At 68.3% G+C, this 12571-nt stretch carries 14 protein-coding genes; 13 read left to right on the top strand and 1 reads right to left on the bottom strand.

What is annotated here, in order from left to right:
* The first annotated feature begins 38 nt into the window (after positions 1–38).
* The 13 genes from pcaH (at position 39) to FBY36_RS08355 (ending at position 11831) form a co-directional block, all read left to right on the top strand.
* Positions 39–911 (top strand): protocatechuate 3,4-dioxygenase subunit beta, encoded by an 873-nt coding sequence (pcaH, locus tag FBY36_RS08415; RefSeq protein WP_142118517.1) that lies wholly within the window; start codon positions 39–41, stop codon positions 909–911.
* Between the two features lie 3 nt (positions 912–914).
* Positions 915–1472: a protocatechuate 3,4-dioxygenase subunit alpha gene (gene pcaG / locus FBY36_RS08410; protein ID WP_142118515.1), complete on the top strand. Its 558-nt coding sequence runs from the start codon at positions 915–917 to the stop codon at positions 1470–1472.
* The gene (locus tag FBY36_RS08405) at positions 1469–2944 is read left to right on the top strand and encodes a lyase family protein (protein ID WP_142118513.1); all 1476 of its coding nucleotides are present in this window, start codon (positions 1469–1471) and stop codon (positions 2942–2944) included. The genes pcaG and FBY36_RS08405 overlap by 4 nt, the downstream gene beginning before the upstream one ends.
* On the top strand, positions 2937–3755 hold the full coding sequence (locus tag FBY36_RS08400; RefSeq protein WP_142118511.1) for an alpha/beta fold hydrolase: 819 nt from the start codon (positions 2937–2939) through the stop codon (positions 3753–3755). Before FBY36_RS08405 ends, FBY36_RS08400 begins: the two co-directional genes overlap by 8 nt.
* On the top strand, positions 3752–4198 hold the full coding sequence (gene pcaC, locus FBY36_RS08395) for a 4-carboxymuconolactone decarboxylase (RefSeq protein WP_142118509.1): 447 nt from the start codon (positions 3752–3754) through the stop codon (positions 4196–4198). The genes FBY36_RS08400 and pcaC overlap by 4 nt, the downstream gene beginning before the upstream one ends.
* An 84-nt stretch (positions 4199–4282) precedes the next feature.
* Complete coding sequence (locus tag FBY36_RS08390) at positions 4283–5500, top strand: thiolase family protein (RefSeq protein WP_142118507.1); 1218 nt, start codon at positions 4283–4285, stop codon at positions 5498–5500.
* A gap of 5 nt (positions 5501–5505) precedes the next feature.
* Positions 5506–6207 carry a 3-oxoacid CoA-transferase subunit A gene (locus tag FBY36_RS08385; protein WP_142118505.1) on the top strand — a complete coding sequence of 234 codons (702 nt, stop codon included), beginning with the start codon at positions 5506–5508 and terminating at the stop codon, positions 6205–6207.
* Between the two features lies 1 nt (position 6208).
* The gene (locus FBY36_RS08380; RefSeq protein WP_142118503.1) at positions 6209–6877 is read left to right on the top strand and encodes a 3-oxoacid CoA-transferase subunit B; all 669 of its coding nucleotides are present in this window, start codon (positions 6209–6211) and stop codon (positions 6875–6877) included.
* 23 nt (positions 6878–6900) lie between these two features.
* Complete coding sequence (locus FBY36_RS08375) at positions 6901–7713, top strand: IclR family transcriptional regulator domain-containing protein (protein ID WP_142118501.1); 813 nt, start codon at positions 6901–6903, stop codon at positions 7711–7713.
* Between the two features lie 223 nt (positions 7714–7936).
* On the top strand, positions 7937–9145 hold the full coding sequence (locus FBY36_RS08370; RefSeq protein ID WP_142118499.1) for a Re/Si-specific NAD(P)(+) transhydrogenase subunit alpha: 1209 nt from the start codon (positions 7937–7939) through the stop codon (positions 9143–9145).
* On the top strand, positions 9145–9468 hold the full coding sequence (locus FBY36_RS08365) for an NAD(P) transhydrogenase subunit alpha (protein WP_142118497.1): 324 nt from the start codon (positions 9145–9147) through the stop codon (positions 9466–9468). The genes FBY36_RS08370 and FBY36_RS08365 overlap by 1 nt, the downstream gene beginning before the upstream one ends.
* On the top strand, positions 9465–10838 hold the full coding sequence (locus tag FBY36_RS08360) for an NAD(P)(+) transhydrogenase (Re/Si-specific) subunit beta (RefSeq protein WP_142118495.1): 1374 nt from the start codon (positions 9465–9467) through the stop codon (positions 10836–10838). Before FBY36_RS08365 ends, FBY36_RS08360 begins: the two co-directional genes overlap by 4 nt.
* Before the next feature lie 72 nt (positions 10839–10910).
* Positions 10911–11831, top strand: coding sequence for a diacylglycerol/lipid kinase family protein (locus FBY36_RS08355; RefSeq protein WP_142029499.1), 921 nt, complete (start codon positions 10911–10913; stop codon positions 11829–11831).
* A 6-nt stretch (positions 11832–11837) separates the two neighbouring features.
* Here FBY36_RS08355 and FBY36_RS08350 read toward each other — a convergent pair whose 3' ends face one another.
* Positions 11838–12563, bottom strand: coding sequence for a maleate cis-trans isomerase family protein (locus FBY36_RS08350; RefSeq protein ID WP_142118493.1), 726 nt, complete (start codon positions 12561–12563; stop codon positions 11838–11840).
* Positions 12564–12571: the final 8 nt, after the last annotated feature.

Raw genomic sequence — 12571 nt, 5'->3', positions numbered from 1 at the left:
GACCTTTAAGAGAACAACCAACCGGAAAGGAGCCAGCAATGCCGGAAGACATCACCGCGGAGCTGGAGTCGGAGGAACTCGTGCCCCCGGCTGAACCGAAGGCTGCCCACCAGCCCCTGGACAAGGCCATCGAGTCACAGGCGGACCTCAGCGCAGAGATCAGCGCCATCGGCGAGGCCTACCAGCGGGCGCTCAAGGACGGTGGCCAGCCCGAGACCCAGCCGCGCCTGGACTACGCGCCGTACCGCAGCAGCATCCTGCGCCACCCCACCAAGAGCCTGCAGCACGCAGACCCCGAAACCATCGAGCTGTACTCGCCGGCGTTCGGGCACCAGGACGTGCACGCCCTGGAATCGGATCTCACCATCCAGCACAACGGCGAGCCGCTGGGTGAGAGGATCATCGTTTCCGGCAAGGTCCTGGACGGCGACGGCCGTCCGGTAACGGGCCAGCTCGTGGAGATTTGGCAGGCCAATTCCTCCGGCCGCTACATCCACAAGCGCGACCAGCACCCGGCTCCCATCGACCCCAACTTCACGGGCATCGGCCGCTGCATCACCGGACCGGACGGCTCCTACCGGTTCACCACCATCAAGCCGGGCGCCTACCCGTGGAAGAACCACCTGAACGCGTGGCGCCCCGCCCACATCCACTTCTCGCTCTTCGGCACCGAGTTCACCCAGCGCATCATCACCCAGATGTACTTCCCGGGCGACCAGCTTTTCCCGCTGGACCCCATCTACCAGACCATCGTGGACCAGGACGCCCGCGACCGGCTGGTGGCCACGTACGACCACAGCCTCACCGAGCCCGAGTGGGCGTTGGGGTACAACTGGGACATCGTCCTGACCGGTCCCAAGCGGACCTGGACGGAAAACGAGGCGCTGGGCGCAGAAGGTGACGAGGAGTAGACGATGAGCACCAAACTGGTACCCACCCCCGGCCAGACCGTAGGCCCCTTCTACGGCTACGCGCTTCCGTTCGAAAAGGACAACGAGCTGCTGCCTCCCGGCTTCCCGGGCTCCATCCGCCTGCAGGGCACCGTTTACGACGGCGCCGGCCACACCATCCCGGACGCCATCCTGGAAATCTGGCAGCCGGACGCCGAGGGCAAGGTTGTCCAGCGCACCGGCTCCCTGGTCCGTGACGGCTACACCTTCACCGGGTGGGGCCGCGGCGCCGTGGGCAACTCCGGCGTCTTCACCTTCACCACCGTCAACCCCGGCCCCACCAAGCCGGGGGCGGCGCCGTTCATCTCCGTGGCGCTCTTCGCCCGCGGCCTCACCAACCGCCTGTTCACCCGCATTTACCTGCCCGAGGACACCGAGGCCCTGGCCAATGACCCGCTGCTTAGCTTGCTGGATCCGGAACGCCGCCAGACGCTGATCGCCCGCCGCGACCCGGACGGCGGCCTCACCTGGGACATCCGCCTCCAGGGTGAGGGCGAGACGGTCTTCCTGGACTTCCAGTGACCAACGCCGCCCCCGGAGACCTGCGCGCCTTTGCGGAAGAGGCCGACGCCGGCCTGCTCAGTCCCGTATCAGCGTCACCACTCGTGGCGGCGCTGACAGGGGACCGGGCTGTGCTGGCGGCAATCCTCGCCGTCGAATCCGGCTGGGCAGCCGTGCTGCAAGGGGCCGGCCTGGCACCTGCCGGTTCCGCCGCCGTCGTGGTTTCCGCTGCCGAAGCGGGCCGCTACGACCTGGCCGATATTGCGCTCCGTGCCCAGGGCGGCGGCAACCCGGTGATTCCGCTGCTGGCGGACCTCCGGAAGAACGTGGCAGCGCTGGATACCGCCGGGGTTGGCGCCGGGAAAGCCGTCCACACCTCCCTCACCAGCCAGGACGTGCTGGATAGCGCCCTGATGCTGGTGGCACGCAACACCGTGCACGCCGTACTCGCAGATCTGAAAGCCACCACGACGGCGCTGGCCGCCCTGGCCGGCCAACATGAAGGCACACTGTGCGTGGGCAGGAGCCTGACCCAGCATTCGCTTCCCTATACCTTCGGGTTGCGGGCTGCGCAGTGGTTCCAGGGCGTGGCCGCCGCCGGCCGGCAGCTGGAAGGCCTGGAGTTCCCGGTCCAGTTCGGCGGGGCCGCCGGAACACTCGCGGCCGGAACCGTACTGACGGAAGGCTCCTCCGCCACCCCCTTCATCTTGGCCGATGCCCTGGCAGCCCAGCTGGGCCTGGCCCCCGCAGCGGCTCCCTGGCACACCAACCGCCTGCCCGTGACGTCCCTTGGGCACGCGCTGGCGTCGGTCCTGGACGCGTTCGGCAAGATCGCCGCGGACGTCCTGTTCCTGAGCCGCCCGGAGGTGGCCGAGCTGGCCGAGCCGCGCGCCGCCGGACGCGGGGTGTCCTCCGCCATGCCGCAGAAGCAAAACCCCGTCCTGTCTGTCCTGGTCCGCAGTGCGGCACTGCAGGCACCCGGGCTGGCTGCCCAGCTGCACCTGGCTGCCGCCACCTTCAATGACGAACGCCCGGACGGCGCCTGGCACAGCGAGTGGCCGGCGCTGCGCCAGCTGCTGGCGCTCACCCTCGGCGCCGCCGGCCATATCCGCGAACTGGCCGAAGGGCTGCAGGTTTTCCCCGACGCCATGCGCCGCAACCTGGATCTTGCCGGCCCGCTGCTGCTGGCTGAGGGCATCAACGCAGCGGTGGCACCGCTGCTGGACGGGAAGGACGGCCGCAACGGCAAGCAGCAGCTGCAGGACGTGGTGGACCGGACCCTACAGGCGCCCCCGGCGGAGCAAGCCGGCACCTACCGCAGGCTGCTCCGCGACGCCGTCCCCGCCGCCGTCGTCCCCGACCAGCGGCTGGAAGAACTTCTGGACCCTGCCAGCTACCTTGGCCAGGCGGCCGAAATCTCCCGCCGCATCCTGGCGGCCTACCCCGACCTTGTATCCCCGACCCCCGAAGTGAACGGAGCTCCCCGTGGCTAAACCGGCCCTCAAAGCAGCGCTGCTGTCACCCCAGCGACCCCTGGGCGATCACCCCCTGCTGGTGGCGGGCCCCTCACTGGGCACCTCCTCCATCCTGTGGAACCGCGTGGCCACCCTGCTCGGCACTGACGTCGACCTGGTGGCCTGGGACCTCCCCGGCCACGGTGTCTCGCCCGCCGCCACCGAAACGTTCGACGTCGCGGCCCTCGCGGACGCCGTGGTGGACCTGGTCGATTCGATCGCCCCCGGTGAGGCATTCCACTACGCCGGTGTCTCCCTGGGCGGCGCGGTGGGCCTGCAGCTCGGCATCAAGCACGGGGAACGGCTGAAGAGCCTGTCCGTGCAGAACAGCGGTGCCAAAATCGGCACGCCGGAGGGCTGGCTGGAGCGCGCCGAAACCGTCCGCACCCAGGGCACGCCCGTGATGATCCAGGGCTCCGCGCAGCGCTGGTTCGCACCGGGCTTCATGGACCGGGAACCCGAGTTCAGCAGCCGGCTCCTGCATGCCCTGCGGGACGCCGACCGCTTCAGCTACGCCTTCTGCTGCGAGGCCCTGGCTTCCTTCGATGTCCGCAGCGAACTCGGCAGCATCCGCGTCCCCACCCAGGTCATCGCCGGGGCGCTGGACGGCGTGGCCACACCGGAAATGGCTGACGAAGTCGCGGCAGGAATCACCGCAGCGGGCGGGACCGCCACCGCGGTCACGCTTGCGGGCATGGCGCATCTGGCACCCGCCGAGGCACCGGCACACGTGGCAGACCTGATGCGCAGCCTGATCAGCTGGGCCGAATCACAGGGAGCAGCCAAATGAGCGGCAACGAACGGCACGGGGTGGTCCAGCCCGGAGCCACCAGCCAGGAGATTTACGACGGCGGCATGAAGGTCCGGCGCGAAGTCCTGGGTGATGCGCACGTGGACCGGGCGAACGCCAACAAGGATGAGTTCACCGAGGACTTCCAGGACATGATCACCCGCATCGCGTGGGGTGGAATCTGGACCAGGCCGGGGCTCCCGCGCCAAATGCGCTCCGCCGTGACCATCACCGCCATGGTGGCCCACGGGCACTGGGAAGAGCTGGCCATGCACATCCGCGCCGCCCTCCGGAACGGCCTCAGCAGGGACGAGATCAAGGAAATCCTGCTGCAGACCGCCATCTACTGCGGCGTCCCGTCCGCCAATACCGCCTTCAAGACGGCACAGCAGGTCTTCCGCGAGCTGGACAGCACCCACAGCGAAGAACCCCAGCCCAACTAGGTAGCAGCAGATGTCGTTATGGGGCTCCAAAACGACATTAACTGCTACCTGGTTGGGAATCCCAGACAGAATTTGAGGAACCCCATGAACCAGGCTTTTGTGTACGACGCCGTGCGCACCCCGTTCGGCAAGTTCGGCTCCGGCCTCGCAGCAGTCCGTCCGGATGACCTTGCCGCGCACGTGATCAAGGAGTCCGTGAAGCGTGCCCCCGGCCTTGATGTTGAGCGGATTGACGAGGTGGTGTTCGGCAACGCCAACGGCGCCGGTGAGGAGAACCGCAACATCGCCCGGATGGGCACGCTGCTGGCAGGACTCCCGGTGTCCATCCCGGGCACCACCATTAACCGGCTGTGCGGATCGTCCCTGGATGCCGCAATCATCGCCTCCCGCCAGATCAACGCCGGCGACGCCGATTTGATGCTGGTGGGCGGCGCCGAATCCATGTCCCGTGCCCCGTGGGTGCTGCCCAAGACCGAGAAGCCCTACCCGGCCGGGGACATGACGCTGGCCTCCACCACGCTGGGCTGGCGCTTGGTGAACAAGGCGATGCCCAAGGAATGGACCATCTCCCTGGGCGAGGCCACGGAACGTTTGCGGGAGAAGTACGGCGTGACCCGCCAGGCGCAGGACGAGTTCGCCGCCAACTCGCATAACCTCTCCGCGGCCGCCTGGGACGAAGGGTTCTATGACAGTCTCGTGGCTCCGGTGCCGGGAACTGACCTGGTGCGGGACGAGGGCATCCGCCCGGGGTCCACCGCCGAGAAGCTGGCGGCGCTGAAGACCGTGTTCCGCAAGGAACCCGAGGGCGATGAGGTGGGCGGCACAGTCACTGCCGGGAATGCTTCGCCATTGTCCGACGGCGCCTCCGCGGCCTGGATGGGTTCCGAAGCTGCCGCCGGGCTGCTGGGGCTGGACCCGCTGGCCCGCATTGCCGGTCGCGGGGCGCACGCGAACGATCCGCAGTACTTCGGCTACGCACCCGTTGAGGCGGCGAACAAGGCCCTGGCTAAGGCGGGCATCGGCTGGGACCAGGTGGGCGCCGTCGAACTTAACGAGGCCTTTGCTGCCCAGTCCCTGGCCTGCATCAACGCCTGGGGCATAGACCCCACAATCGTGAACCGGCACGGCGGCGCGATCGCCATGGGCCACCCGCTGGGCGCTTCCGGGACCCGGATCCTGGGCACCCTCGCCAGGAGCCTGCAGGCCTCCGGTGAACGCTGGGGCGTCGCGGCGATCTGCATCGGAGTCGGCCAAGGCCTGGCCGTCGTGCTCGAAAACGTAACTGCTGGTGTGAAGGGCTGAGAGAGATGCTGAATTTCGTAGACACCGTGGCCGATGCCGTGGCCGGCATCAAGGACGGCTCCACCGTGATGATCGGCGGGTTCGGCAACGCCGGCCAGCCGTTCGAACTGATCGACGCCCTGCTCGAATGCGGGGCCACGGACCTGACCGTGGTGAACAACAACGCCGGCCAGGGCGACCAGGGCCTGGCCCTGCTCATCAAGGAAGGCCGCGTGAAGAAGATGATCTGCTCCTTCCCGCGGCAGTCCGATTCCTGGCACTTCGACGCCAAATACAAGGCCGGGCAGATCGAGCTGGAACTGGTGCCACAGGGCAACCTCGCCGAACGCATCCGCGCCGCGGGCGCCGGGATCGGCGGGTTCTTTACCCCCACCGGCTACGGCACCATGCTCGCCGAGGGCAAGGAAACCCGCTTCCTGGACGGCAAATGGCAAGTCTTCGAAACCCCCATCCACGCCGACGTCGCCCTGGTCAAGGCACTCAAGGCCGACGGCAAGGGCAACCTGGTGTACCGCAAGACCGCCCGGAACTTCGGGCCCATCATGGCGGCGGCCGCCAGGCACACCATCGTCCAGGTCTCGGAGATCGTCCCCACGGGGGCGCTGGACCCGGAGAACGTGGTCACCCCCGGCATTTACGTCAACAGCATCGTCAAGGTTGCCGGCAGCGGCCAAGGCACCTCCAACACAGCAGGAAAGGTGGCCTGAGATGAGCACCGCAACAACCCTCCAGACCTCCGCCACCCCACTCGGCCGCGACGACCTGGCCCGGCTGGTGGCCAAGGACATCGCCCCGGGATCCTTCGTGAACCTCGGAATCGGGCAGCCCACCCTGGTCTCCAACTACCTCACCGACGAACAGAACATCACCCTCCACACGGAGAATGGGATGCTCGGCATGGGCCCTGTGGCTGTTGGGGACCAGATCGACGGGGACCTCATCAACGCCGGCAAGATCCCCGTGACCGAACTCCCCGGCGCGTCCTACTTCCACCATGCCGATTCATTCGCGATCATGCGCGGCGGGCACCTGGACATCTGTGTCCTGGGCGCCTTCCAGGTATCCGCCACCGGTGACCTGGCGAACTGGCACACCGGGGCACCCGGGGCGATTCCCGCCGTCGGCGGTGCCATGGACCTGGCCACGGGCGCCAAGGACGTGTTCGTCATGATGACCCTCCTGACCCGCGAAGGCGCCTCCAAGATCGTCGAGTCCTGCACCTACCCCATCACCGGCGTCGGCTGCGTCACCCGCATCTACACGGACAAGGGCGTCTTCCTCACCGGCCCCGACGGCGTCACCGTCCGTGAAACCTTCGGCTGCACCCTCGAGGAGCTCCAGGAACTCGTTCCCGTTCCCCTCAAGGCTGCCGCCTGAGGACAGCCCTAGGATTGGTAACCATGACCGACGCCGCAGGTACCGATACCCAGCCCGCCCCGCAGGCCAGCGACCAGTACGTCCAGTCGCTGGCGCGGGGCCTGGCCGTGATCCGTGCCTTCGACGCCGACCGTCCGGTCATGACGCTCACCGAGGTGGCAGGCCGCACCGGCCTGACCCGGGCCACCGCACGACGGTTCCTGCACACCCTGGTGGAGCTGGGCTATGTGCGCACCGACGGCAAAACATTCGCGCTGACGGCCAAGGTCCTCCAGCTGGGCTACGCGTACCTTTCGGGGCTGTCCCTGCCGCAGCTGGCCCAGCCGCACCTGGAGGAACTGTCCCTCAAACTGGGGGAGTCCACCTCCGCCGCCGTGCTGGACGGCACGGACATCGCCTACATCGCCCGCGTGACCACGCGGCGCATCATGACCATCGGCATTACGGTGGGCACCCGCTTCCCGGCTTACGCCACCTCGATGGGCCGCGTGCTGCTCGCGTCCCTGCCGCCGGCAGAGCTCAAGGCATACCTTGCTGCTGCCGACATCAAACCGCTGACACCGCGTGCCCTCGGATCTGTCCAGGACCTGCTGGCTGTGCTGGAGACCGTCCGCGCGCAAGGTTGGTGCCTGCTTGACCAGGAACTGGAGCTGGGCCTGATGTCCGTAGCCGCTCCTGTGTACGACGGATCCAAAGTGGTGGCCGCGGTGAACGTGTCCCTGCAGGCCCAGTCCGTCGATGCGAAGCCGGACCGGGACGCCTACCTGGCATCAGTGGCGCAGGAGATCGTGGCCACGGCGAAGCTCATTTCGGCAGACCTCACGGCCCGCGGGTAGCAGGCACCCCGCACTGCGCAGCCGCCTCCGGTCCCGCTGCGCAGGGACTGTCCCTGCGCAGCGGACCGGACCGTCGCTGCGCAGATCGGCACGCGGCGCGAGATAACTGTTTGCCATCCAAGCGGGCCGCCCCACTCCCGTCCCGGCAGCCGTGGCCCTAGACTCTAGCCAACTGCGTGCAGCAGAGCCGCTGCACTGCTTGTCGGGAAGAGGGAGTCACCGGGTGAAACTGGGCATACCGCGGGAACGCCGGGAGGGTGAGCGGCGTGTTTCCGCCACTCCGGACACCGTCCGGCAACTGGCAGGTTTGGGGCTGGAGGTCCTGGTGGAAACCGGGGCAGGAGACGCCGCGGGGCATGCTGATCAGGAATACGAAAAGGCCGGCGCCACCATCGTCCCGGAGCTGGACATTGCTGCCCTCCACATCCTCGCCCACGTCCGCCCCCTTGACCCGCACACTGCCGCGTCCCTGAAAAGGGGCACCGTTACCGTGGGGCTCGCGTCGCCGTCGTCCGAACTGCCGGCCGTGCAGGCGCTCGCGGACAGCGGGGTGACCTCCTTTGCCCTGGAACTGGTGCCCCGCATTTCCCGCGCCCAGTCCATGGACGCCCTGACTTCCCAAGCGCTGGTGGCCGGGTACCGCTGCGTGCTGGAGGCGGCCATCCGGCTGCCCCGCTTCTTCCCGCTGTACATGACCGCCGCCGGAACCGTCCCGCCCGCCCGGGTCCTGGTGCTCGGCGCCGGTGTGGCTGGACTTCAGGCCATCGGCACCGCCAAGCGCCTGGGTGCCCGGGTTTTCGCCAACGATATCCGCCCCGCCTCCGCGGACGAGGTCGCCTCAATGGGAGGCACGTTCGTCCGCCTGGACCTCGAGACGGCGGAGGCGGCCGGCGGCTACGCCCGGCAGCTGAGCTCCGACGCCGGCACCCGGCAGCGGCAGTTGCTGGCGCCGCACGTGGCGCAATCGGACGTATTGATTACGACGGCGGCAGTCCCCGGGCGGCCGGCGCCCCTTTTGGTGACCCGCGAGATGGTGCAGGGCATGCGGCCGGGATCCATCGTGATCGACCTCGCCGCGGAATCCGGGGGCAACGTGGAAGGGTCGGTGCCGGGCCAGGACATCCCGATCCCCACCGCCGACGGAACCGGGCACATCACCCTGGTGGGCCTCAAGGACCCGGCTTCGGCCATGGCCTCGGACGCCTCCCGCCTCTACGCCAAGAACGTGGCCAACCTGCTGGCCCTGCTGGTCCGCGCCGATGACGGCCCCGGCACCCTGAACCTGGATTTCGACGACGAAGTGGTGGCCGGCGCCTGCCTCACCCACGACGGCGTGGTACGGCACCAGCCCACGGCGGAGCTGCTGACGGCCCGGGCACGTACCGCCGCAGAGCCCGCCACGGCCGCGGCCCGGCAGGAAGGGGCGCTCTGATGGACGGAACAGCGCTGCTGACCATCACGGTACTGGCGGTGTTCGTCGGCTTCGAAGTGGTGTCCAAGGTCTCCAGCACCCTGCACACGCCGCTCATGTCCGGCGCCAACGCCATCCACGGCATCATCCTGGTCGGTGCCATCATTGTGGCCGGCCAGGCAGCAGACTCCTGGGTCCTGGCGGTGGCGCTGGTCGCCGTCGTCCTTGCAACCGCCAACCTGGTGGGCGGGTTCGTGGTGACGGACCGGATGCTGCATATGTTCCACGCGAAGAAGGACACGGCCAAGGCCCGCGCCGTCGAACCCAAGGGAGGCGGCAAATGAGCCTCCTCGATCCCGTCTGGACCTCCCTGCTCTACCTCGCCGCGGCGGTCTGCTTCATCCTGGCCCTGCGGGGCCTCAGCTCCCCGCGAACGGCCCGGCGGGGAAACCTGGTGGGCGCACTCGGGGCGCTGATCGCCGTCGTCACGGTGTTCCTGTCCGCCCGGCTGGACAACATTCCCTGGATCCTGGCGGCGATCGCCGTGGGCAGCGCAGTGGCGGCGCCGGTGGCCCGGCGCGTGAAGATGACGCAGATGCCGCAACTGGTTGCCCTTTTCAACGGGGTGGGCGGTGGCGCGGCTGCCCTGGTGGCACTTCTGGAACTGGCCCATTCGGACAATCCCTGGGTGCGGGTGGCCATCGTGTTCACGCTCCTGGTGGGTGCCGTTTCCTTCGCTGGCTCGGGCTTGACGTTCGCCAAGCTGCAGGAACTGATGACCACCCGGCCCGTGGTGTTCCCGGGCCTGCCGGTGGTGATGTCCGCGGTCCTGCTCGCCGCGGTGGCCGCCGGCGTGGCCGTGGTCGTCACTGGTTCGCTGCCCCTTGCGGTCCTGCTGCTGGCCCTGGGCCTCGCCGCCGGCGTCCTGCTGGTGCTGCCCGTGGGCGGCGCGGACGTTCCCATCGTCATCTCGCTGCTGAACGCCTTCACCGGCCTGGCCGTCGCGGCGTCCGGCCTGGTGCTGGGCAACGTGCTGCTGGTGGTGGCAGGGACCCTGGTGGGGGCGTCGGGCACCATCCTCACCCGTGCCATGGCCGCCGCCATGGGCCGGAGCGTGGCGGGCATCCTGTTCGGGGCTTTCAGGGGAGGTTCGACGGCGGGGTCCACCGCCGTGAGCGACCGCCCGGTCCGTTCGTCGTCGGCAGAGGACGTGGCAGTTCTTTTGGGGTACGCCCAGCGGGTGATCATCGTTCCGGGTTACGGCCTGGCCGTGGCCCAGGGCCAGCACACGGCCGCCGAACTGGCACTGGCCCTGGAGGCCCGCGGCATCGAGGTGGACTTCGCGATCCATCCGGTAGCCGGCCGCATGCCGGGCCACATGAACGTGCTCCTGGCCGAGGCCAACGTCCCGTACGAGTCGCTGAAGGAGATGGGCGAGATCAACCCGGAGTTCAAGACGACGGACGTGGCCTTGGTGGTGGGCGCCAACGATGTGGTGAACCCGGCAGCAAAGACCTCGTCCGGCTCGCCGATTTACGGGATGCCCATCCTGGAGGTGGCGGAGGCGCGGCAGGTGGTGTTCCTCAAGCGGTCCATGCGCCCCGGGTTTGCCGGCATCGAGAACGACCTGCTGTACCAGCCGCAGACGTCACTGCTGTTCGGCGACGCCAAGGACTCCCTGGCCCAGGTGCTGGGTGCCGTGAAGGCGCTGTAGGCATGGAAAGGCACCAGGCGCGGGTTACCCTTCTTTCAGAAGCTTGCTTTCCATCCGCCATCAGAGGACGCCATGACTGAGAACCATTCCCCTTCACCGAAACGTGCCGCCGTCGTCATCAACCCCGCAAAGACGGTGGACATCGACGTGCGGGAGCTCATGGCCAAGCACTGCCAGGAAAATGGCTGGGGCGAGACCCTCTGGTTCGAGACCACGGAGGAGGATCCCGGCGTCGGGCAGGCGAAGGAAGCACTGGCGCAGGGGGCGGACCTTATCATCGCCGCCGGCGGCGACGGCACAGTGCGCTGCGTCGCCGAAGTCCTGGCCGGGAGCGACATCCCGATGGGCCTGCTGCCGCTGGGAACGGGAAACCTGCTGGCCCGCAACCTGGGCATCGACGTGACCGACTATGACGGCGCCCTGTCCGGAGCCCTCGTGGGCACCGAACGGAAGATCGACGTGGTCCGGGCCCGCCGCAGCGATCCTGACGAGGAACAGCTGTTCCTGGTCATGGCCGGCGTGGGCTACGACGCCACGATCATGGCCGACACCAACCAGGAACTGAAGCACAAGGTGGGCTGGCTCGCCTATGTGGACGCGGGCATCCGCAACCTGCAAGGCAAACCCATCAAGGCCACCGTGGTCATCGATGGCAAGGACGTGGTGCACCGCGGCGTCCGCAGCGTCATGGTGGGCAACTGCGGCAAGGTCCAGGGCGGCCTGGAGATCTTCCCGGACGCCAAGGTGGACGACGGCCTGCTGGACGTAGCGGTCCTGGCGCCGCACCACGGCAAGCTGGGCTGGTTCTCCGTACTGGCCGGCATCATCGGCAAGGGCCGAGGCAAGGACACCGCCGTGGAGTACTTCCAGGGCAAGACCGTTGAGATCACGCTGGAGCACAAGGACGACTACCAGCTGGACGGGGACCACGAGGGCCAGGGCAAGCACGTGCTCATGACCATGGAGCCCGGTGCCCTGACCCTGCGCATGTAGGCTTCCTTACGCCAGCAGCCTGCCCCACCGGGGCTCGAGCAGCGGCGCGCCTGCCAGTTTCAGGGCATGCCAGAGGGTGACGGCCACGGAGTCCAGCACCGGAACCCCGGTGGCGTCCTCGATCTCCGCGGTGATGTTGGCCCCGTAAAGGTTCGTGCACAGGTATACCAGGGCGTCGGGGGCGGCGGCAGCGAGCTCCAGGGAGCCTGGGCGCATTTCGTCGTCGGTGACCCGGGCGAAGGACTCGTTGTCGCTGAGGCCCAGCGCCCGGTGGTCCACGGTCTTGATGCCTTCGCGCTCGTAGGACGCGATGACCTGGTGGTTCACGTCCTCCGTGTACGGGGTGAACAAGCCGATCCGCTCCGTGCCGAAGCTCCGGAAGGCCTCGAGGTAGGCCAGGGTGGAGGTGGTGGCCGGGATGCCGGTGGCGCCGGTGATCCCGGCCGCCAGGTCCCGGTCGTGCGCCGAGCCCAGCCATGAGCCGGACGTGCCGTTCCAGGCAATCACGTCCACATCGGCCGTCGCCAGCAGCCCGGCTGCCTCCTGCATGACTGTCGGGTCGAACTGGCGGTCGGAGGAGTCGTCGAGGGCGATGCGGGTGACGGGGATCCGGGTGAAGTGCACGGTGACGTCGGTGCGGCTGCCCAGGATGCGGTAGGTCTGGGGTTCCAGGCAGGTGTTGGAGGACGGCACGATCATGCCGATCCTGCGTGGGCGTGTGGTTGCGGGCATGGTGGCTC

It is taken from the genome of Arthrobacter sp. SLBN-122 (genome assembly GCF_006715165.1).
In the GTDB taxonomy this organism is placed as follows: Bacteria; Actinomycetota; Actinomycetes; order Actinomycetales; family Micrococcaceae; genus Arthrobacter.
The sequence above is the reverse complement of the archived record's forward strand: the minus strand, read 5'-3'. Positions and strand labels throughout refer to the sequence as shown.

Coding starts and splice junctions, on each gene's coding strand:
- pcaH (WP_142118517.1), top strand. CDS start 39: ATGCCGGAAGACATCACCGCGGAGCTGGAGTCGGAGGAACTCGTGCCC.
- pcaG (WP_142118515.1), top strand. CDS start 915: ATGAGCACCAAACTGGTACCCACCCCCGGCCAGACCGTAGGCCCCTTC.
- pcaC (WP_142118509.1), top strand. CDS start 3,752: ATGAGCGGCAACGAACGGCACGGGGTGGTCCAGCCCGGAGCCACCAGC.
- FBY36_RS08390 (WP_142118507.1), top strand. CDS start 4,283: ATGAACCAGGCTTTTGTGTACGACGCCGTGCGCACCCCGTTCGGCAAG.
- FBY36_RS08385 (WP_142118505.1), top strand. CDS start 5,506: ATGCTGAATTTCGTAGACACCGTGGCCGATGCCGTGGCCGGCATCAAG.
- FBY36_RS08380 (WP_142118503.1), top strand. CDS start 6,209: ATGAGCACCGCAACAACCCTCCAGACCTCCGCCACCCCACTCGGCCGC.
- FBY36_RS08375 (WP_142118501.1), top strand. CDS start 6,901: ATGACCGACGCCGCAGGTACCGATACCCAGCCCGCCCCGCAGGCCAGC.
- FBY36_RS08365 (WP_142118497.1), top strand. CDS start 9,145: ATGGACGGAACAGCGCTGCTGACCATCACGGTACTGGCGGTGTTCGTC.
- FBY36_RS08360 (WP_142118495.1), top strand. CDS start 9,465: ATGAGCCTCCTCGATCCCGTCTGGACCTCCCTGCTCTACCTCGCCGCG.
- FBY36_RS08355 (WP_142029499.1), top strand. CDS start 10,911: ATGACTGAGAACCATTCCCCTTCACCGAAACGTGCCGCCGTCGTCATC.
- FBY36_RS08350 (WP_142118493.1), bottom strand. CDS start 12,563: ATGCCCGCAACCACACGCCCACGCAGGATCGGCATGATCGTGCCGTCC.